18 protein-coding genes and 1 pseudogene are annotated in these 20,699 nt (G+C 70.7%); 10 read left to right on the top strand and 9 right to left on the bottom strand.

Features of this window, described 5'->3' with window-relative positions; translation table 11 throughout:
* Positions 1–223 precede the first annotated feature (223 nt).
* From AC2XR2_RS44045 to AC2XR2_RS44010, 8 genes and pseudogenes are all read right to left on the bottom strand, one after another.
* Entirely contained in the window at positions 224–2,008 is a 1,785-nt protein-coding gene (locus tag AC2XR2_RS44045) for a ThuA domain-containing protein (RefSeq protein WP_491518335.1), read from the bottom strand.
* Between the two features lie 17 nt (positions 2,009–2,025).
* Entirely contained in the window at positions 2,026–4,980 is a 2,955-nt protein-coding gene (locus AC2XR2_RS44040) for a PQQ-dependent sugar dehydrogenase (protein WP_491518608.1), read from the bottom strand.
* Between the two features lie 439 nt (positions 4,981–5,419).
* Positions 5,420–6,151 carry a hypothetical protein gene (locus tag AC2XR2_RS44035; RefSeq protein ID WP_491518334.1) on the bottom strand — a complete coding sequence of 244 codons (732 nt, stop codon included), beginning with the start codon at positions 6,149–6,151 and terminating at the stop codon, positions 5,420–5,422.
* A 77-nt stretch (positions 6,152–6,228) separates the two neighbouring features.
* Positions 6,229–9,231 (bottom strand): hypothetical protein, encoded by a 3,003-nt coding sequence (locus tag AC2XR2_RS44030; protein ID WP_491518333.1) that lies wholly within the window; start codon positions 9,229–9,231, stop codon positions 6,229–6,231.
* Positions 9,222–9,719, bottom strand: coding sequence for a DUF2690 domain-containing protein (locus AC2XR2_RS44025; protein ID WP_491518332.1), 498 nt, complete (start codon positions 9,717–9,719; stop codon positions 9,222–9,224). Before AC2XR2_RS44025 ends, AC2XR2_RS44030 begins: the two co-directional genes overlap by 10 nt.
* 196 nt (positions 9,720–9,915) lie before the next feature.
* Positions 9,916–10,546 (bottom strand): annotated as a pseudogene (locus tag AC2XR2_RS44020) (aminotransferase class I/II-fold pyridoxal phosphate-dependent enzyme); the annotation flags it as partial.
* A gap of 94 nt (positions 10,547–10,640) precedes the next feature.
* The gene (locus AC2XR2_RS44015) at positions 10,641–10,835 is read right to left on the bottom strand and encodes a hypothetical protein (RefSeq protein ID WP_491518331.1); all 195 of its coding nucleotides are present in this window, start codon (positions 10,833–10,835) and stop codon (positions 10,641–10,643) included.
* Positions 10,825–11,025 carry a hypothetical protein gene (locus AC2XR2_RS44010; RefSeq protein WP_491518330.1) on the bottom strand — a complete coding sequence of 67 codons (201 nt, stop codon included), beginning with the start codon at positions 11,023–11,025 and terminating at the stop codon, positions 10,825–10,827. Before AC2XR2_RS44010 ends, AC2XR2_RS44015 begins: the two co-directional genes overlap by 11 nt.
* A 171-nt stretch (positions 11,026–11,196) precedes the next feature.
* Between AC2XR2_RS44010 and AC2XR2_RS44005 the strand changes: the two genes are divergently transcribed.
* From AC2XR2_RS44005 to AC2XR2_RS43995, 3 genes are read left to right on the top strand one after another with little or no spacing between them, the layout of a single operon-like run.
* Complete coding sequence (locus AC2XR2_RS44005; RefSeq protein ID WP_491518329.1) at positions 11,197–12,777, top strand: phage tail sheath family protein; 1,581 nt, start codon at positions 11,197–11,199, stop codon at positions 12,775–12,777.
* A gap of 1 nt (position 12,778) precedes the next feature.
* The gene (locus AC2XR2_RS44000; protein ID WP_491518328.1) at positions 12,779–13,309 is read left to right on the top strand and encodes a phage tail protein; all 531 of its coding nucleotides are present in this window, start codon (positions 12,779–12,781) and stop codon (positions 13,307–13,309) included.
* A 21-nt stretch (positions 13,310–13,330) separates the two neighbouring features.
* On the top strand, positions 13,331–14,029 hold the full coding sequence (locus tag AC2XR2_RS43995; RefSeq protein WP_491518327.1) for a hypothetical protein: 699 nt from the start codon (positions 13,331–13,333) through the stop codon (positions 14,027–14,029).
* A gap of 68 nt (positions 14,030–14,097) precedes the next feature.
* Here AC2XR2_RS43995 and AC2XR2_RS43990 read toward each other — a convergent pair whose 3' ends face one another.
* Positions 14,098–14,304 (bottom strand): hypothetical protein, encoded by a 207-nt coding sequence (locus AC2XR2_RS43990; protein WP_491518326.1) that lies wholly within the window; start codon positions 14,302–14,304, stop codon positions 14,098–14,100.
* Between the two features lie 369 nt (positions 14,305–14,673).
* Between AC2XR2_RS43990 and AC2XR2_RS43985 the strand changes: the two genes are divergently transcribed.
* The 7 genes from AC2XR2_RS43985 to AC2XR2_RS43955 are packed head-to-tail and all read left to right on the top strand — an operon-like array spanning position 14,674 to position 20,678.
* Complete coding sequence (locus AC2XR2_RS43985; protein WP_491518325.1) at positions 14,674–14,823, top strand: hypothetical protein; 150 nt, start codon at positions 14,674–14,676, stop codon at positions 14,821–14,823.
* Entirely contained in the window at positions 14,820–16,007 is a 1,188-nt protein-coding gene (locus AC2XR2_RS43980; RefSeq protein WP_491518324.1) for a Pvc16 family protein, read from the top strand. Before AC2XR2_RS43985 ends, AC2XR2_RS43980 begins: the two co-directional genes overlap by 4 nt.
* Complete coding sequence (locus tag AC2XR2_RS43975; RefSeq protein WP_491518323.1) at positions 16,004–18,151, top strand: ATP-binding protein; 2,148 nt, start codon at positions 16,004–16,006, stop codon at positions 18,149–18,151. Before AC2XR2_RS43980 ends, AC2XR2_RS43975 begins: the two co-directional genes overlap by 4 nt.
* The gene (locus AC2XR2_RS43970) at positions 18,142–18,555 is read left to right on the top strand and encodes a hypothetical protein (protein WP_491518322.1); all 414 of its coding nucleotides are present in this window, start codon (positions 18,142–18,144) and stop codon (positions 18,553–18,555) included. Before AC2XR2_RS43975 ends, AC2XR2_RS43970 begins: the two co-directional genes overlap by 10 nt.
* Complete coding sequence (locus AC2XR2_RS43965; RefSeq protein WP_491518321.1) at positions 18,555–19,235, top strand: hypothetical protein; 681 nt, start codon at positions 18,555–18,557, stop codon at positions 19,233–19,235. The genes AC2XR2_RS43970 and AC2XR2_RS43965 overlap by 1 nt, the downstream gene beginning before the upstream one ends.
* Positions 19,235–19,552: a hypothetical protein gene (locus AC2XR2_RS43960; protein WP_491518320.1), complete on the top strand. Its 318-nt coding sequence runs from the start codon at positions 19,235–19,237 to the stop codon at positions 19,550–19,552. The genes AC2XR2_RS43965 and AC2XR2_RS43960 overlap by 1 nt, the downstream gene beginning before the upstream one ends.
* The gene (locus tag AC2XR2_RS43955) at positions 19,542–20,678 is read left to right on the top strand and encodes a hypothetical protein (protein ID WP_491518319.1); all 1,137 of its coding nucleotides are present in this window, start codon (positions 19,542–19,544) and stop codon (positions 20,676–20,678) included. The genes AC2XR2_RS43960 and AC2XR2_RS43955 overlap by 11 nt, the downstream gene beginning before the upstream one ends.
* The last annotated feature ends 21 nt before the right edge of the window (positions 20,679–20,699 follow it).

The raw sequence follows: 20,699 nt of genomic DNA, 5'->3' as shown, positions 1-20,699 counted from the left end.
CGATTGCGTACATGTCAACGGGCGGAGCATTCCCAATACGCCTCGGTGCCGGCGGATCACGTTGTGCGGGCGCCGGTGCAGCTGCTGCTCATTGACCGGGGTCGTCCGTGCGACGTCCTCGACGGCCTCGCTTCCGGCCGGGCCGTAGACCGAGGGTGGGGGTCGCGGAGCATGCGCCGCGCCCCCCACCCTCACCTCACCCGCAGGTGACGGCTGCCCAGAGTCAGGGAAGGGTCCATTTCTGGTTGGGGCCGGTGTGGCAGGTCCACAGGTGGACCGGTGTGCCGTCGTTCCACGTACCGCCCGACGCGTCGAGGCACTTGGCGGACTGCGGGTTGCGCACGGTGCCGTCAGTCTGGGCAGCCCACTTCTGGGCGCCGCTGCCGTTGCACGTCCACAACTGGATCTTCGTCCCGTCAGCGGAGCCACCGCCCGAGACGTCCAGACACTTGCCCAACGCCCGGACACTGCCGTCCGCGGCGACGGTCCAGCTCTGCGCGCTCGTGCTGTTGCAGGTCCACAACTGGATCTTCGTCCCGTCGGCGGTGTTGGCGTTGTCGACGTCCAGGCACTTGCCGTTCACCCCCTTGACCGCACCCGAGCGGGGGCCGGGCGGTGTGTCGCCCGACGGCTTGATCCGGATGTTGCGGAACGTGACGTCGTCGCCGTCGCCGTGGTTCTGGATGCCGATGTAGCCCTGCTGGAGACTGCGGACGGGGTCGGTGTTGGTGAAGTCGTTGACCTTGACGCCGTTGAGGAAGATCTCCAACCGTTCGCCGGTGACCTTGAGTTCGTACGTGTTCCACTCCCCCGGCGGGTTCAGCGCGGCGTCCCGTGCCGCGAGGTCGGCGGACCTGAAGCCGTACACGGCGCCCGTGGTGCGGTCGGCCGCGTCGGTGGCGTCGATCTGGATCTCGTAGCCGTTGTCCACGGCCGACCAGGGGTCGTCGGAGGCGGGAAAGCCCAGGAAGACACCGGAGTTGTCGTCGCCGGCCATCCTCCAGTCGAGCTTGAGGGAGTAGTCCCCGGTGAACTCCTTCGCGGCGTACCAGAGCATGCCCAGTCCGCCGTAGGAGGTGAGGCTGCCGTCGGCGAGGGTGAAGCCGCCCGGGCCGGCCTGCCTCCAGCCGGTGGTGGAGGAGCCGTCGAACAGGGAGGTGTAGCCGGTCTCGGGACGGCAGTCCGCGTCGGTCATGCCGGCGGCCCAGCGGACGCCACCGAGCAGGTGACGGCGGAAGGCGGCGTCGCTGAACGACTCGTCGGTGTGGCCGCCGCCGGTGTAGAACGCCCGGCCGCCCTGGTAGTCCTTGCACCAGGCGATCGGGTGATCCCCGGACATGTTCCCGCCCGTGTAGCTGGACTCGTCCAGGGAGGCGAGCACATGGGCGGTGGTGCGGGGGTTCGTGCGGTAGTTGTACCACTCGTCGGTGCGCTGCCAGGTGGCACCGAGGTGGGCGGTGGCGTCGTGGGCCCGGTCCTCCACCTTGACGGTGGCGGGCTGGATCGCCGGGTGGGACTGGAACAGGGCGCCGGCCAGGCCCCCGTAGAACGGCCAGTCGTATTCGGTGTCGGCTGCCGCGTGGATGCCGACGTAGCCCCCGCCGCCCTTGATGTACTGCTCGAAGGCGGTCTGTTGGGCGTCACCGAGCACGTCACCGGTGGTGGAGAGGAAGACGACCGCCTTGTACTGGCCGAGGTTGCCGGTGGTGAAGGCCTGGGGGTCCTCGGACGCGTCCACGGTGAAGTTGTTCTGGGTGCCGAGGGTTTGCAGCGCCGCGATGCCGTCGTCGATCGAGGAGTGCCGGAATCCGGCGGTCCGGGAGAACACCAGGATCTTGTACGCCGGGTCGGCGGCCGCCTGTGCCACGGGGCGGGCAGTGGCCGGTGCGGCCTGCCGGGCCGGGCCGGCAAGCTGATCGGCTGAGGTGGGCAGGGCGGTGGCCTGCGGGGCCAGACAGAGCGCGAGGCCGGTGAACAGGCCGAGAACCGCAGTGAGTTGCTTACGCATAGGAAGTCGCCTCCTTTCTACGGAAGGGTCCATTTCTGGTTGGGGCCGGTGTGGCAGGTCCACAGGTGGACCGGTGTGCCGTCGTTCCAGGTGCCGCCGGACGCGTCGAGGCACTTGGCGGACTGTGGGTTGCGCACGGTGCCGTCGGCCTGCGGGGCCCACTTCTGCGCGCCGCTGCCGTTGCACGTCCACAACTGGATCTTCGTCCCGTCAGCGGAGCCACCGCCCGAGACGTCCAGACACTTGCCCAACGCCCGGACACTGCCGTCCGCGGCGACGGTCCAGTTCTGCGCGCTCGTACTGTTGCAGGTCCACAGCTGGACCTTCGTCCCGTCGGCGGTGTTGGCGTTGTCGACGTCCAGGCACTTGCCGTTGACGCCCTTGACCGCGCCCGAGCGGGGACCGCCGTCGGAGGTGTTGAAGGAGAACTCGTCGACGTCGAAGAGCGCCCCGGCGCCGCCCTTGAAGACGAGGGACAACTGCGTGGTGCCGCCGGGCTGGTTGGCCAGGTTCGTTGTCACGTCCTGGAAGGTCTCCCAGTCTCCGGTCACCGGCACGGTCGCCGCGCCGAGCAGGGTGCCGGTCGGGGATCCGGCGCGTACCTCGATCGTGCCGCCGGCGCCCGCGGAGGAGACCCGGGCGGTGAACTGGGTGGCGTTGTCGAGGGCGTACGGGGTGAAGGCGATCCAGTCGCCGTTGTCGATGTTGCCGACGGTCTTGCCGCCGTGGGCCGGACCGTGCGTGATGACATCCACTCCGGCCGAGGCGCCGTAGTGCTCGGCCTGCCGGTGGGAGGGCTGGACGATGTGCTGGTCGTGGGTGGTCAGCGCGGGCTGGCCGTTGGCGCCCTTGTCGGTGTACTCGGCGTCGAGGACACCGAAGATGTTGGCGTTGGGGTCGTGTTCGCCGTCGGCCAGGGTCTGCAGCGTGCCCGTGCAGCCGGTCGCCGAGGTCTGCGGGTGGCCGTGGCTGTCGTGGCCGACGATGAAGGAGACCTTGACCCGGGAGCAGTCGATGGTGCCGTCCTCCGGGTCGGTCACCGTCACCTTGAAGGGGATCGCGGCGCCGAAGTCGTGGATACGGCCGTCCGTGGGCAGGTCGATCTTCACGGTGGGGGCGGTGTTGCCGACGGTGATCTGTACGGATGCCGTCGCGTTCTTGCCGGTGGGGTCGGTCACCTTCAGCGTCGCCGTGTACTGGCCGTTGGCCGTGTAGGTGTGCGACGGGCCGGCTGCGGTGGAGGTCGCGCCGTCGCCGAAGGTCCAGGCGTAGGTGAGCGCGCCGCCGTCCGGGTCGGAGCTGCCGGCCGAGGAGAAGGACACCGCGAGCGGCGCCTTTCCGGAGGTGATGTCCGCCTTGGCCTGGGCGATCGGGGCCAGGCCGTCGGTGACGTGTTCGATGCGGTACAGGGCGGAGTTCTCGTCGCCGTTGAAATAGCCGGTGCCGTAGTCGAGGACGTACAGGGCGCCGTCCGGGCCGAAGGCCATGTCCATCACCTGGGTGCCGCTCCAGGGGAAGGCGTTGATGGACTGCACGGTGCCGTCGCCGCCCGCCTCGATGCGCTTGATCCAGCGGCGGCCGAACTCGCCCGCGAAGAAGTCGCCGTCGTACTCCTGGGGGAACTTGACCTCGGAGGTGGACGCGGCGTCGTAGCGGTAGACGGGACCGCCCATCGGGGACTCGGAGCCGCCGCCGAACTCCGGCACGGACGTGCCGTTGTAGGGGATCCAGGCCGGCCGCGCCGGGGGCAGGTCCGTCAGGCCGGTGTTGCGCGGTGAGGTGTTCTTGGGCGCGGAGCAGGAGAACGTGGCGCCCGAGGTGTTGGTCGCGAAGTCGTAGTCGGTGTAGGCGTCGTTGTTGCCGGTGCAGTACGGCCAGCCGTAGTTGCCGGCCTGGGTGATGCGGTTGAACTCGACCTGTCCCTCGGGGCCTCGCCCGGGCGCCGCGGTACCGGAGTCGGGGCCGTAGTCGCCGAGGTAGACGATGCCCGTGGCCTTGTCCACGCTCATGCGGAAGGGGTTGCGGAAGCCCATCGCGTAGATCTCGGGGCGGGTCTTGGCGGTGCCGGGCGCGAAGAGGTTGCCGCTCGGGACGGTGTAGGTTCCGTCCGCGTTGACCTTGATGCGCAGCACCTTGCCGCGCAGGTCGTTGGTGTTGCCCGCCGAACGCTGGGCGTCGTAGGCGGGGTTGCGGGTGGCGCGCTCGTCGATCGGGGTGAAACCGTCCGAGGCGAACGGGTTGGAGTCGTCGCCGGTCGACAGGTAGAGGTTGCCCGCCGCGTCGAAGTCGATGTCGCCGCCGACGTGGCAGCAGATGCCGCGTGAGGCCGGCACGTCGAGGATCTTCTTCTCGCTGCTCACGTCGAGGGTGTTGTCGGTCTTCAGGACGAACCGGGAGAGCCGGTTGACGCCGTCGAACGGGGTGAAGTCCGAGGCGGCCCCGTCGGAAGGGGCGTCGCCGCCCGGCGTGCTCAACTTCGGGGCGTAGTACAGGTAGATGAAGCGGTTGGAGGTGAAAGCCGGGTCCACGGCGATGCCTTGCAGGCCCTCCTCGTCATGGCTGTACACGTCGAGCCTGCCCGCAACGGCCGTGCTTCCGGCTCCGTCGGTGACGCGCAGCGTGCCGTCGCGCGAGGTGTGCAGCACCGAACCGTTCGGCAGCACGGCGAGCGTCATGGGCTCACCCATCTCGGCCACGCCCTTGGCCAGCGTGACCTGCTGGAACTCCACCGCGGCCGCAGCACGGCCGGCCGAATCCGGCGCGGCGGCAGCCGCTGTGCCCGGCACGAGGCAGCCGACGGCGCACACCAGCGCCAGCGCCAGCGCACGGAGGGGTCTGGGTCTTGCGAGTGTGACGAATTTCTTGCGCACAAACGTCTCCCGAGGTGTGGGGATGTGCAGGACCCGATCGGTCCTGTTCGGGGAGTGCAGGCGCGCGCCGTCGCGCCGTCGAACCGGCCTGCACACCTGCATGCACATGACCGGTCCGGTGCAAGGAAGTTAGCGGCCTTCGTTCCGGGTCGTAACCCCTTTAGCGCGAGATCGCTCTACTTTTTCCATGATCAGGACAAAGGCTGAACACGCCGAAGGGGTCAACGTGCGCGACCACGCACGCGGCACTCTGCTCGCCGCAACGCGCGGATACGGCGCGAACCGCGGCCTGTTCAGGAACGGCCGCGCCCCCTCCCGCCCATCTCCCGTGCCCGGTAGGTGTGTTCGGCGCTCCTCGCCGCAAAGTGGCTGGGACGGCCGGGTCGTGAAGAGGGCGCGGCGGCCGACCTGGTGGTGCACGAACAGGACCCCCGCGCGGACGTACGCGTACGGGCGGTCCCGCTCTTTCGTCTTCCTGGTTGCGGGCGTGTGGGTCCCTCGCGAGTCGCCCGCTGGCCCGCACAGCGCTCAGAGCGGCCGGTCACTTCCCCGGGGCGGCGGCACCGACCAGGCGCACGACGTAGGTGCCCGAAGGCGAATAGTTGCCCTTGTAAAGAAAGATGGCCGTGGTGCCCGTGCGCAGGAGGGGGCTCGTGATGGGGGCCTTCACTTTCTCTTCGGTGAACACCGTGTCCACGCGGGGTTTCACACCGGTCAGCCAGGTGGCCGCGGCCTTCGGGTCGGAGCCCGGGTAGTCGAGGCTGACGCAGGCCCGCAGGAACGCCTCGTAGCGGGGTGCGTCGGCGGTCGCCTGGCACTCGAACGACCTGAGGTCGCCGGCGAGATCGCGGATCACGCCCACGCTCAGCTCGCTGTCCTTGGTCGGGTGCCCCTCGGCGCCCGCGTACAGTGCCGGCTCGCTGGAGGTGAGCTTCTTCTGCTTGCCGAGCCTGAGGTGCCAGTTGGCCGCGAGCCGTTCGAGGTAGCTCTGCCCGGTGTACCCCTTCGAGATCACCTCGGACTTCGTGCCGGTGGGGACGTCCTGCGGGGATGCCGGGGCCGTCGGCCAGTCGTCGAGGCTCGTGGGACGGGCTTGCGGACTCGGGTTACCGGCGGAGGCGCTCGGCGAGTTGCTCGCTGAGGGGGTCGTGCCAGGTGAGGCCGACGAACCGGCGCCGTCGGTGTCGTGCCCGGCCGAGCAGCCGGTCAGGGCCAGCGCGGCGACGGCCAGTACGGCGGCGGCGTTGCGGGGACGATGGGCCGGAAGGTGCATGGTGGGACTCCGCGGGAAGGGAGAGGGGCGTCCACGGCCCGGTGTGTTCCGGGCCGTGGACGCGGCGTCGGGTGGGATCAGGAACCGTCGAAGCAGGGGCCGGTGGCCGCGGTCGTGGTCGGCTGGAAGACCGCCGCGTCGTAGGCCACGTCCAGATCACCGGTCGCGCCCGCGTACGACGTGTTGTCCGCCTGCATGTAGGCGCCCTCCCAGAGCCTGAGGGTGCCCAGCGAGAGCCAGGTGTCGTTGCCGCCGCTCCACGTCTGCTGGGTGATCGGGCACGAGTGGAGCTCGGTGACGCCCTGTCCGCTGTTGCCGACGTGCACGTTGTACGCCACCTTGCCCTGGGCTCCGTGGTTCGGCAGATGGACGTAGATGTTGTAGAGCACACCGGTGGTCCCGGGCTGCGCCATCAGCTCGGGTGACGGTGTCCAGGTCGCGCTCACCTTGTGCCACAGGTCGGCGTCGCTCGCGGCACTGCCGTTGCCGCCGGCGTAGGTGTGCGTGAACCAGACATGGCCGTCGTACCCGGCGCCCAGCTGGTGCAGGTCGATCGGTGCGATGTCCCCGGTGGCCCGCCAACTGCCGTCGCTGCGTTGGTAGGTGAAGTTGTCACCGAGCTGGAGGTTGAACTTCCCGTCGATCTTCGTGGAGTCCGTGCAGCCCTGTGTGTTGTCGTTCGGCTTGGGCACGTCGTCGATCAGAAGTCCGGACGGGGCACCTCCGCAGGGGCCCGCGTCGTACTGCCGGTCAAGGGCCGGTTCCCCGCTGCCGAGGGAGTAGGCGAGGTTCTCGGTGGACCCCGTGGCGCTGTTCTCGCCGGCGCCCCAGTCGACCGAGCCGTCGAACCAGCAGGTCTCGTTCTCGGCCGGGCACGGATCGGTGCCGGAGGCTGCGTCGGGGTCGCAGTTGTTGGAACTGCCGCAGTAGGCGCGGTAGTCGGTGTTCAGGTAGAGCTGTCCGGCCGGAAGGCTGCCGCCGGTCGGGAACAGCGGCCGGGTGTATGAGGCCTGCGCGTTGTAGGTCATCTGCGGGGTCTCGATCCAGCCCATGACCTTCTCCTCGTACGGCCAGTCCGCCGGATGTGAGGCGTCGTCGTAGGAGGCGCGCAGGAACGGCAGCCGGTCGGCCCGGTAGATGGGATTGGCCGGGTTGTTGAACCAGCCGAGCCCGACCTGGCCGCCGTTGGCGGACGTGTCGCTGTAGACACCGCTGTTGTAGCCCCACAGCGCCATGAACCAGTTCTCGACATACGCCGAGTTGCCGGTGTTGACGTTCATGCCGAGGCCCTTGAGCTCGTTCCATGTCTTGCTCAGGATCTGCAGGCCGGCGGCGATGTTGGCCGCGTAGTCGGTGGCGATGGCGTACGCCTGGGTCGGCTCGTACGGGTCCGGCTTGGCCTCGTTCATGCCCGCGGTGACCTGGGCGATGCCGTAACCGCAGTCGGCGGCCCCGTTGTCGGGGTAGTAGTGGATGCTGTCGGCGTTGCCGTAGTAGTCGCCGGTCAGCGGATTGCCGCCGTCGCCCGGGACCGAGTGCCAGGACGCCTGCTTGAAGTTGGACTCCTGGGCGAGGATGCCCAGCATCACCTGGGCCGGCACCGTGCCGCCGCCGGTCAGACCCACCCGCGGGAACAGCGACTCGGGGTTGTACGCCTCGCTCTCGGTGCCCAGGTAGTTCGCCGGCCGGGTGATGTTCAGGTCCCCGTGGACGGCCTGGTCGACGGCCCACTCGACCATGTTCGTGCTCGGCTGGAGCGCCTGGGCGTTGACGTCGTCGCGTTTGACGAGACAGTTGGAGTAGTGGGTCTGCGGGTTGGGGTCGGTCGGGGTGACGCCCTGCGCGGCGAGCACGTTCTTCTCTTGCGTACCGTCGCTGCTGAGGGGTTCCACGTCGTCCGCCGGGTCGGCCGCGGCCGCCGCCGTGGTGACCTCGGTGGCCGACGTCGTGTCGGAGGCGGTGGCGAGAGCCGAGATGTCGATGACCCCGGCCCCCTCGCCGCCCGTGGAGCCGATCTTCGAGGTCATGCCCCGCATCTCGCGGGAGACCGCCGAGGCGGTGAGCAGATGGCCCTCGCGGGAGGCGGACAGCGGCTTGTCCGGGGCGCTCTTCCTCAGCAGGCCCGGGGCGCTGCCGACGCCGGAGACGACGCCCGCGACCAGGTCGCCGCCCTGCCGGGCGAACAGACCGAGCTTGCCGAGCGGGGCGGTGCCCAGTTTCGTCAGCTTCTCGCCCGTCCAGCGTTGGAGCACGTCGCGGCCGCCCGCCACCACGGCCACGTCGAGGGCGCCGTCGGTGGTCGGGGCGAGGGCGAACGCGCGGCCCGGCAGCCTGGTGAGCGTGCTGGTCGTGCCGTTTGCGGCCACCTCCACGAGCCGTCCGCCCAGGACCCCGACGTGGCCGTCGGCCGTCGGCAGCGGGTTGGTGAACTGGCCGGTGACGGTGGTCTTCCCGACCGGTTTCCCGGTCCTGGCATCGATGTCGAGGAGGGTCGTGGTGCCCTTCACCGAGTCGCCCACCGTGGTGCGGGTGAAGGTGACGGTGTCACCGGTGCCGCAACCGGGCGAGAAGTAGGCGAGCTGCATCCCGGAGGCGACCTGGGTCACCTTCCCGGTGTCCAGGTCGACGACCGCGGCGAAACCGCCGTGCTGCATCAGCGAGGGGGTGTTGACGGCGGTCGAGGGCGCGTAGACGGCGGCCGCGTACCGGCCGGAGCCGGTCTGGCACACGTATCCGGTCCAGGGGCCGATGCCGTCCAGGCCGTCCTGGGTGAGGTCGGCGGCCTCCCGGTAGGTGAACGACTTCGACTCGTCGGCCACCAGGATGTGGAAGCCCGCCGAGTCACCGGTGCCGGTCACCGCACGGTCGAACGAGGACTTCCAGCCCCGGCCCAGCGCGGTGTCCGGGGTGCTGAAGAGACGTCCGCCGGTGTGGGACTCGGTCTGGGGGGCGGCCGCGGCGGTCTGCGCCGCAACCGTCGACGTGAGGACGGACGCGGCGAGCGCGGCGCTGGTCAGCAGGGCGATACGGGCCGTGTGCCGCGGTGAACGCCGGGCGCGGCCGAAGGGGGTCAGTGCCATTGGGTGCACCCTCCCGTCGCTCCCTGCCGCGCCCAGGTCTCCGGGGCCGGATCCAGGTCCAGGGAGACGTCGTTGTAGCAGCCCTTCGCGAGGGCGTCGCCGCCGACCATCGGCGTGGGCACGGCGAAGTTGTCGGTGGAGGTCGTGCCGCCTTTGAGTACGCTCTCGCTGCCGCCCAGCTGCGGTACGTAGAAGATGTTGACGTTCTGGTCGTACAGACCGGTGTCGGTGTAGTCGACGGTCACCTTGGCCCACGAGGCGTCGCAGGCCGGCGAGCGGAAGAACTTGAGACTGAGCGAGGTCCCCTGGTCGTACTCCTCGACCAGCATCGCGTCCGTGTCACACCCTTCGGTGACCGGGTTCTTTCCCGTGCAGTCGCCCCCCTGGCAGCCGACCGCCGAGGCGGTCTGCGGGAGCGCGAACAGCGAGGTGCCCGTCAGGGCGAACAGGAGCAGCGTGGATCTGAGGAACAGTCTGGATCTGAGCACGGCCACCCTTTGCGCTGGAGAAACAGGTCATTTCCGCACAGCGATGGCGGGCCCCAGGCCTCCGGAAGCCACGCGTGACCCGCCCCCGCACATGATCACGTGACCTCTACAGCCTCGCCCCCGGATCCGCGACGGACAACCAAGGTCGCCCCAAGCAACCACCAAGGTCGACTTCGCTTCCGGAAAGCCCCGGTCATCAACCCTTCGCCAAGGTCACCGCCGTGTCCAGCGCCTGAAGGAACCGGTTCACCGCCGCCCGGTCCCGCACCGCAGCCACTTTTCGCCCAGCCCCGGGAACGTGTCCCCGCGCCGCACCGCGAAACCGAGGCCGCGCAGATGCCGTCGTACGGCCGCCGCCCCCGGCAGTCGTACGAGGACGAAGGGACCCTCCGCGGGCTCGGTCACCCGGAGCCCGTCCGGGGCGAACTCCCGCAGCCCGGCGACGAGATGGGCCCGGTCGGCGGAGAGGCGGTGGGCGGCGTGGGCGGCCTCGGCCAGGGCCCGCGGCTCCATGCACGCCACGGCCGCGGCAAGGGCCGGGGTGGAGACCGGCCACAGCGGCTGGGCCCGCTCCAGGTCCGCGATCGTCTCCGGGGCGGCCAGGACGTAACCGATCCTCAGACCGGCCAGCCCCCAGGTTTCGTCAGACTGCGCAGGACGACCAGACCGGGCACGTCCGTGCGCCCGGTCAGGGCCTCGCGCTCGCCCGGCACCGCGTCCAGGAACGCCTCGTCCACCACCAACGTCCGCCCAAGACACGCCAGTTCGGCGATCATGGCGGCCGGGTGCAGGACCGACGTGGGATAGGCCGGGTTGCCGACGACCACCGCGACAACAGCCACGACTCGGAGGCGATATCGAGGTGCTCACTGCGGTCCTGGCACCGACTTCGGACCAGGTCATGTGGACACGGTGAAGGTCCTATCCGCGCAACCGGTCGAACCGGAACGGCCGTAGTACCTGCGGGCGGTCGCCAGTACGGATGTACTGAGCGAGTCGGTGGCCGGTGGCCGGGCCGAGGGTGACGCCGAGCATGCCGTGCCCGGTCGCCACGTAGGCGTTGTCATGACCGGGAACACCGTCGAAGACGGTGGTGCGGAGCAGGTCAGTGGCCACGTCCGCGTGAGCGCATCTGCCACTGGGTCATCGCGCCGAAGGCCAGAACGTTGGCGCGGCGGGTGGTGAAGCGGGAGGTCAGGGTCATCGCCCAGTTGAAGGTGCCGGAGACGACGCTGGGGGGCGGGTTGTGCCGGTCCAGTGTGCGCAGTGCGGTGGTGACCACCTGGCGCGGGGTCTGCAGCCGCACCCCGCGGAACTATGCTGCCGATGGCCGGGGTTGGGCCGGGCGTCCCGGTTGCGCATCGACACCTCGGTTCGGCGTTGACGCCTGGGTGACGCGCCGGTGACCGGCACCCGCCAGGATGCGGACCTGCGTCCGACGGTCCGATGCCGTCGGGTGAGGGAGGGCGAGGGCGCCATGGCGAGGCAATTCTCCTATCCCGGTGTGTACGTCGAAGAGGCCGAGAGCCCGGTGCGGCCGATCGCCGACGCGGAGACCTCGGTGACGGCGTTCGTCGGAACGACGCTGAGCGGTCCGGACGAGCCGACTCGGGTGGGGAGCTGGGGTGAGTACGACGAGCTGTTCGGCGGTCTGTGGACGGGCAGCGAGCTGAGCTACGCGGTGTACCAGTTCTTCCTCAACGGTGGCAGCAAGGCGATCGTGGCCCGAGTGGGGAAGAAGGCCGAGTACGCGGGCGTCGACCTCCTGCACGGCGTCAGCCTCAAAGCGAAGGCACCGGGGGCGGAGGGCAACGCCCTCACCGCGACGGTGACGCTCGACTCCGCTGCCGCCGCCGACGACAGCGACAGCGACAGCGACAGCGACAGCGACAGCGACAGCGACAGCAACGCGGTCAAGGGCTACACGTTGCTGGTCAAGAGCGGGCAGACCGAGGAGTCGTACCACGTGTCGATCGACCCGGCGCTGCCCAACAGCCGGCTCGACCGCGCTCTGGCCACCTCGCAGTTGGTGAAACCCGACACGGAAACGTTCGATGTGCTGCCGGATGCCGCAGACGAGAAGCCGTTCAAGGGCGGCGTCGACGGCGGCCTCACACCGGCCGACGTCATTGGCGACCCCTCGGTCGAGCCGCATACGGGACTGGCCGCGCTGGCCGACCTCGACGGCTTCAACCTGCTGGTGATTCCGGCGCAGTTGACGGCGCCGGCCGACGGCGCGCAGGACGCCCGTGACGCCCAGTGGGCACCCGTGATCGACGCCGCCGTCCTGCTGTGCGAGGAGCGGCGTGCGCTGCTGCTCCTGGATCCGCCGTTCGCCTGGAACAGCCCGCGCAACGCCGAAGGCGGGGCCACGGCCGGGCTGCCGGTGACCGGTCTCGCCGGGCGCAACGCGGCGGTGTTCTTTCCCAGGGTGCGGATCTCCGACCCGCAGGGCGGCAAGCGTCTGGCCGGCCCCGCGGGCACGGTCGCCGGGATCATGGCGCGTACCGACGCCAAGGTCGGTGTGTGGATCGCCGCCGCCGGGACGGAGGACGGCGCGCTCGTCGGCGTACGCTCCCTCGAACACCGGCTCTCCGACGATCAGAACGGCTCCCTCAACAAGCTCGGCGTGAACTGTCTGCGGACTTTCCCGCTGTACGGGAACGTGGTGTGGGGCACGCGCACCTGTCGCGGCGCCGACGCCATGGGCGACCCGTGGAAGTACATACCGGCCCGGCGGGTGGCGCTGTTCATCGAGGAGTCGTTGTTCATCGGCACCAAGTGGGTGGTGTTCAAGCCCAATGACGAGCCGCTGTGGTCGTCGATCCGGCTCAACGTCGGCACCTTCATGGACCGGCTCTTCCGCCAGGGCGCCTTCGAGGGTCGGACCGCGAAGGAGGCGTACTTCGTGCGCTGCGACGTCGGCAACAACCCGCAGGACAACATCGACCGCGGCATCGTCACCATCGACGTGGGCTTCCAGCCGCTGTCACCCGCCGAGTTCGTGCTCATCAGGATCCAGCAGAAGCGCGACGAGGCCACGGCGCAGGGGAGCTGAGATGGCAGATCTAAGGGTCAACGCCAACCGCCTGGACCCGTACAAGAACTTCAAGTTCCACGTGTGGTGGGACGCCCGGTGCGTCGCCGGGGTCAGCAAGGTCAGCCCGCTCAAGCGCACCACCGAGGTAGTCAAGCACCGCCACGGCGGCAGCAACTCCACCACCCGCAAGTCCCCGGGACGCACCGAGTTCGAGGCGATCACCCTGGAGCGTGGGGTCACCCACGACCTCGAGTTCGAGGCGTGGGCCAACAAAGTCTGGAACTACGCCAACGCCCAGGGTCCGCCCGAGCAGCGCACCCGTGAGGTCTCGCTCGCCGACTTCCGCAAGGACCTGGTGATCGTCGTCCACAACGAGGCAGGCCAGCCCGCGATCGCCTACAAGGTGTACCGCTGCTGGGTGTCGGAGTACCAGGCACTGCCCGACCTCGACGCCAACGCCAACGCGGTCGCCATCGAGCACTTGCGGCTGGAGACCGAGGGGTGGGAACGCGACACGAGCGTCGTCGCACCCACCGAGCCCAGCTTCTGACAGCCGATGGGGGGATCCGCGATGAGTACGGTGAATGCCGCCGAGCTCCTGGACACTTGGGAGGCCGGGGGGCAGCACGGTCCGCTGCGGCGCGGTCTGGCTCTCCTGTCCACCGCGTACGGGACCTCGCCGGAAGCTGCCGCGGAATTGTCCGTGGGGCAGCGCGACCGCGCCCTGTTCGCCTTCCGTGCGGCGCTGTTCGGCACGTCGGTCGAGGCGGTGTCGTGCTGTCCCGGGTGCGGCACCGAGGTGGAACTCGCCTTCGACCAGCGGGACTTGCTCGCGCACACCGGCCCCTTGGAGAGCGACCACGCGGTGGTCGTCCGCGAGAACGGACGCGAGATCCGGGTACGGATGCCCACCAGCGCCGATCTCGCCGCCGTCCTCGACGCGGACCTCCCTGATCCCGCGGCCGGGCTCGTGCGCCGCTGCGTGCCCGCCGGGGAGCCGGTCCCGTGCGGCGAGGCGGTCGCGGAGGCGTGGATGTCGGCCGATCCTCTCCTTGAGCTACGGATCGCGGTCGTCTGCCCCGGGTGCGCGCTGGGCTGGCAGGAGCCCTTCGACATCATCGGTTTCCTGTGGACGGAGTTGGACGCCTGGGGGCGCCGGGTCCTTCTCGAAGTCCACGAACTGGCCCGCGCGTATGGCTGGACGCAGACGCAGATCCTCGAGCTGAGTCCGTGGCGCCGGCAGTGCTACCTGGGGCTGGTGGGCGCATGAGCGGCATGCTGTACCGGCTCGTGGAACGCAGCCGCGCGCCCGTGGCGGGGCTGCGGCCACGGCCGGTTTCACGGTACGAGCAGCCGCATCCGATGGGTGAACAGCCCCTGGAAACCGAGGCCTTCGAGGTGCCGGTAGCCGATGAGGCGGTGGGGCGTACGGGCCGAGCCCGTGGTGCGGAACGGCTGGTCGACATACCGGCCGGCGTGGACGGGAGCACCGCGGACGACGGCTTCGGGCGCGCCCCTGACGTCGAGGACGGCACGCGCGATCAACAGCCCTCCGTACGCGGTGCACGTCCTCAACAGCCGTCCATGCGCGGCGCGTTCGGCTCTCCGTCTCCCGGAGACGTACGCGATGACGTGCCCGATACGCCGGGGCGAGAGCACACCACCGCGCGCCCCGGACGCGCCGAAGCAGCCGGACGAGCCGCCCTGCCGTCCCCGCAGCGCCGCAGTGCGGCTTCCCAGTCCCCGCGCACTGCCGTCCCTGAGGCATCCCCTGAGACACCGGACGTCGATCCCGAGCCACGCTCGCTTGCGCTCCTGCGCCCCACGGCGGCCCTGCCGCCTATACGCCCGGCGCTCTATGCGAACACCGTCGCGCCGGTCGTCTCCACACCGCCACCGGACGAGCAACCGCTCGTGGTCGAGGTCTCCATCGGCCGCCTCGACGTACGCACTCCGCCCCCGCCCGCCCCTGCGCCGCGTCCTCCCGCCGTCGCCGTGCACGCCGAGCACGCCGCCGCCCTCGAGACGTATCTGCGCCGGCGTTTCGAGGGGGAGCTGGGATGAGCAACTCCCTCGCCGTCGCGGCCGTGACCGCCACCTTGCGCGCGCGGCTGTTCGCCCGGCTCGGCGGTCCGCAGGTCACCGTGGCTCCGCCCGACAAGGCGCCCGCCGCCTCCTCGGGTGATCACGTCAATCTGTTCCTGTACCGGGCGGACCTCAACCCGGCCTTCCGCAACGCCGCCCCACCCGGCTGGCAGCGCGGAGAGTCGCCCCCACCCATGCTGCCGCTGGTGCTGCACTACCTGCTCGCCGCCTACAGCGAGGACGAGGGCACGGCCCACGAGCTGCTCGGCGCCGCGATGCTGGCCCTGCACGACAACCCGGTGCTGTCCGGGAACGAGATCCGCTCGGCCACCGGGGCCACTCTGCCGGGCAGTGATCTGCATCTGCAGGCCGAGCAGGTGAAGATCAGTCAGGAAACGCTGAGCCAGGACGACATCGCCAAGATGTGGACCGCGTTCGGCACACCGTTCCGGATGTCGTCCGCGTACCAGGTGACGGCCGTCCTCATCGACAGTGCCTCGCCCGGTTCCGCTCCGCTGCCCGTGCTGCGCCGCGGTCCGGAGGACCGGGGCCCGCACGCCCGGCCCGGCACCGCCTCGCCCGCACTGACCGGGATCCGCTATGCCGCGGCCGGGCAGGTCGCCGCTCTGCCCGGAGAGCAGGTCACCCTGCTCGCCGCACACCTCCCGGCCGTTGCACTGACCGCCGCTCTCATGCATCTGCGGGTACCGCGCAGCGCGAACGTGGCACTGCCTGCGCCCGCCGCCGGGACGCAGGAGGTAGCGCTCAACCTGCCCGCCGGGCTGCCTGCCGGTCCATGGGCAGTGGATCTCGGTCCCGCGGACGGCAGTTCGCCGCGCACCAACGAACTGACTCTGGGCATCGCACCGCAGGTCGCCGCGTTGTCGGCCGTGGCGGCGGGCGGCACACCGGCGCGTACGAAGGTGACAGTGACGGCGGCGCAGGCGGTCCTGTCCGGACAGCAGGCCGCGGTCCTGGTCGGGACACGGCAGTTGGCGGTCGGTCCGGTGGCCGCACCCACCACGTCGGTCTCAGTGACCGGGGTGCTGCCGCCCGGGACGGCCCGGGTGCGGTTGCGGGTGGACGGCGTGGACAGCGAGATCGCCGACCGGGCGCGGGGCACTTTCCGTACCGGGCCGACAGTGGAGGTGACAATCTCATGAGCGGCAGCGCGGCATCCGGCCTGCCCGGGAACGACGGTCTGCCTGGAAGCGACAGCCCACCGTGGCAAACCGACCTCCCGAGGAAGGCCGACCTCCCCTGGGAGGAAGCCAACAACCGTTACCTCAAAGCCTCGTTGGCGTGGCTGCGGGCCCGTCTACAGACAGTCACTGCCGACACACCCACGCCCTCGCGCCCCGACGAGGCCAAGCGCCGCAGGCGGTGCAACCGTACGCCCGAACTGTCGCCCGCGTGTGCGACACCGTCCGCCGCCCTGGACCGGCTCGCCGACGCGCGCCGGGACGCCGCCGCCCCCGCCGGCACCGCCCCTCCGGCGCTGGTGCAACTCGCGCGGCGGTTCGCGCTGACCCCCTTCGAGCGCGATGTGCTCCTGTTGGTCGCGGCTCCGGCCATCGACCCGGGGATCGCCGCGGTGATAGCCGCCGCGCAAGGCGATCCACAGGCGACCGCTCCCACCTTCGCGCTGGCGCTGCGCCTGTTCGACGACGCCCGCTGGGATGTGCTCTCCCCGCTGCGGCCACTGCGCCGCCGGCACCTGGTCGAGACGGACCCCGCCCCGGACCGCCTCCTGCTCACGGCGCCCCTGCGTCCGGACGACCGGATCGCGCACGTGCTGCGCGGCCTCAACCACCTCGACGAACGCCTCACTGCGGTCCTGGAACCCGTACCAGATCCCGCCGTCGGCCTCCACTCCCCCACCTCGCTGCGGCGCGCCGAAGAGGCACTGGTGGCAGCCGTGCTCGCGGACACGCCCGACGGCCGGTTCCCCGTCGTCCACCTGACCGGGAGCGACGGCGACAGCGCGGCGCTGGTGGCCGTGCGGGCCTTCGCCCGGTTGCGGCGCGACGTCTTCCGGCTGCCCGTAGGGCTGCTGACCCGCGGAGGCCCGGACCCGGACCTGCTGGCGCTGCTGTGGCACCGGGAGAGCCTGTTGCTCCCGGTGGCGCTGCTGCTCGACGGTTTCGACGCCGACCCGAACGATCCGGTGCTGACCGCCGCTGTGCGCCGACTCCTGTCCCGTACCGGCGGCCCCGTCGTGCTCGCCGCGCGCGAAGTCTGGCCACTGAACGGGCGCTCCACCGCCGTCGTCGATGTGCCCGTGCCGCCGCCCGACGAACAGCGCGCCCTGTGGGCCGAGGCCACCGGTCTCGCACCCGACGGGGTACCGGCCGAACTCGCGGCGCACTTCCGGCTCTCCCTGCCCGCGCTGCACCGCCTCGCCCTCGCGCACCGGTCCGCACCCCGCAGCCCCGACCCATCCGTACGCGACGGACTGTGGACTTCGTGCCGGGACACCACCCGGCCCCGTCTCGAGTCGCTGGCGCAGCGCATCGTGCCACGCGCGCGATGGGCGGACCTGGTCCTGCCCGAGACGCAGATGGAGGTGCTGCGGCGGATGGCCGACCATGTGCGCCACGGCGCGACGGTGTTCGCGGAGTGGGGATTCGCCGGGCGCACGCATCGAGGGCAGGGCGTCACCGCGCTCTTCTCCGGGGGGAGCGGCACCGGCAAGACCTTCGCCTCCGAGGTGCTCGCCTACGAACTCGGCCTGGATCTCTACCGCGTAGACCTGTCCGCCGTGGTGAACAAGTACATCGGCGAGACCGAGAAGAACCTCCGCCGGGTGTTCGACGCGGCCGAGCGCGGCGGGTCCCTGCTGCTGTTCGACGAGGCCGACGCGCTGTTCGGGCGGCGCAGCGAAGTGCGGGACAGCCACGACCGGTACGCCAACATCGAGGTGAGCTACCTGCTGCAGCGCATGGAGGCGTACGGGGGTGTCGCGGTGCTCGCCACCAACCTGCGCGCGGCCCTGGACCCCGCGTTCCTGCGGCGGCTGCGGTTCACGGTGGAGTTCCCCGTGCCCGGTGAAGAGGAGCGGCGCAGGCTCTGGGGGGCGGCCTTCCCCGACGCGGTCCCGCTCGCCGCCGATCTGGATCTCGACCGGTTCGTCGAACTCCCCGCGACCGGCGCGGCGATCCAGGCGATCGCGCTCGGTGCCGCGTTCTCGGCGGCGGCTTCCGGGCGGCCGGTGGACACGGCGATGGTCCTGTCGGCCGCCCGTGCGGAGTTCCGCAAGCTGGACCTGCCGCTGCCCGTGCTCGCCGGGGAGATGCCATGGCGCTGAGGCGGATCGTGGTGCGGATCGAGCGGGTGGTCCTTGACGCGGCGGTGGCGGAGGGACGCACTCCGGCCGAGCTGGCCGAGCTGCTGAAGGACGCGTTGAGGGACCGACTGGAAGACGCGTGGAGGGACGGTCCGGAGGAAGCGTGGAGGCACCGGCCGGAGAACGCGCGGAGGGACCAACCCGAGGTGCACCAGATGCAACAGCGGTCGCCTGCGCACCAGTTGCGGGAACGGCCCTCGGCGCACCAGTGGGCACCCACGAGCGTGGACCGGCTCTCCGCGTCCTGCGAGGGTCCCGGACTCGATGCCGTCGCCCTGGCCGCCTCGGACGCGGTCGGCCGCGCGGCGGCCCTGCCCGCCCGCACCAGGCGGGAATCGCCCGGCGTGAGCGATGGTGGTCTGTGATGCCTTCCTCTTACCCGCCCAACACTCCGGCCGTCCCCCACGGAGCGATCGTGCTGCTCGACCCCGACACGGGGGTGGTGCGCCGGGTGATCACCCTGCAGTACAACCCGGACACCGTGAACCGCACCCTCCAGCCCCAGGGGGTCGGCGCGCAGGGCGGGGACGTCAGTGAGGCCCTGCGGCTGAAAGGCCCCGCACAGGAAACCTTGAAGGTGGACGTGGAGCTCAACGCCACCGACCAACTGGAGAACCCGTTCGGCCCGGACGCGGACGTCGTGGCCCTGCACGGGCTGCTGCCCGTGCTCGCGGCCCTCGATCTGCTGGTCAACCCTTCTGTACGGGCCCTGCTCGACCAGGACGCCGCGGCCCGGTCCGGGGCCTTCGAGATCGCGCCCGCCGAATCGCCGCTGACCGTCTTCGTCTGGAGCCGGGAGCGGGTGATGCCGGTGCGGATCACCGACTTCGCCGTCACGGAGGAGGCCTTCGACTCCCGGCTGCGGCCGATCCGGGCCAAGGTCTCGCTCTCTCTACGTGTCCTCACCGTCGACGACCTCGGCTTCACGCACCGCGGCGGCGCCCTGTTCCTCGCCCATCAGCGGCGCCGTGAACAGCTCGCCGCCCTGTACCGACCGGAGCGTGCCAGCGCCGCGTTCCTCGGCACGTCCCTGGGAGGCAGCTGATGTTCACCGCCGCGAGCCGCTATCACGGACTGGACACCGCGCGTCACGAGCCACCGGGTGGCGGCGACCCCATCGCGTACGTACGGCGCCGGTTGCTGCCCGACCCGGCCGACCTCACCCCCATGGGATTCCACACGGTGGCGGACGGCGACCGCCTCGACCGGATCGCGGCAGCCGTGTACGGGGATCCGGAGCTGTTCTGGCGGATCGCGGACGCCAACCCCGTTCTGGATCCGGCCGAGTTGACCTCGGCGGCCGGGCGCCGGCTGCTGATCGCCCTGTCCGCCGAGGCCGCCGGGAGCATCCATGGCTTCTGAACTCCTCCTGGCCCTCCGCCTAGGCACCGTGCGGGCCGAGCCGGTGCCGCGTGAGGTGGCCGAGGCACTGCAGTCGGTCCAGGTCACCGAAGGGCTGGGCCGCTCCGGCGGCTTTCAGCTGCGGTTCACCGCCGCCAAACGCGGCGTGCTGCTCACCGAGTGGCTGCCGCGCGGCGCCCTGGACCCGCCCACTAGGGCGCAGATCGTGCTCACTGTGCGCGGGCGGACGACCGTCCTGATGGACGGGGTCATCACCCGCCACGAGGTCGCCCCGTCCGGTGAGCCGGGTCAGTCCACCCTCACGCTCACCGGCGAGGACGTCTCGCGGATGATGGACGTGGTCGACATGAGCGGCATCAAGTACCCGGGGCTCGCGCCGGAGGCGCGGGTCGGGGTGATCTGCGCCAAGTACACGATGTACGGCCTCGTACCGGCGATCGTGCCGAGCGTCTTCATGGTGGTGCCCAACCCGCTGGAGCAGGTGCCCAGCCAGCAGGGCACCGATCTCGCCTACGTACGGCAGCTCGCGGCCCAGGCCGGCTACCACTTCTTCGTGGAACCGGGCCCACGGCCCGGCGTCAACATCGCCCACTGGGCACCGCCGGACAAGCTCGGGCTGCCGCAACAACCCCTGCTGGTGAACTGCGATGCCGCGAGCAACGTCGAGAGCCTGTCCTTCTCCTTCGACGGCTTCTCCGCGACCCGGTACGTCGTCCTGATCCAGAATCCGCAGACCAAGTTCCCCATCCCTGTGCCTGTTCCCGAGATCACCGCGCTCTCGCCGCCCATGGGCCGGCGCACACCGCTCCCGCTCAAGGTCGAGCCGATCCGCGGCATGGCCAAGTTGACCCCGCCCCAGGCCGCGGGTGTGTCCCTGGCCCGTGCTGCGGACGGCTTCGACGTGATCTCCGGGCAGGGCAGCCTCGACGTCCTGCGCTACGGCCGTCCCCTGCGACCGCGGCGGCCGGTGCCGGTGCACGGTGCGGGCGAGGCGTACGACGGCACGTACTACGTCAAGAGCGTCACGCACTCGATCAGCCGCGGCGCCTACACCCAGCAGTTCACGCTGACCCGCAACGCCTTCGGGCCGCTGGGATCCGTCCGCCAACGCCTTCGAGCGCTGTGATCCGTCCGCCCCGCAGACCGG

This window comes from Streptomyces sp. LS-MS-L19 (assembly GCF_058382285.1).
This window is presented reverse-complemented; position numbering and strand designations above follow the sequence as displayed.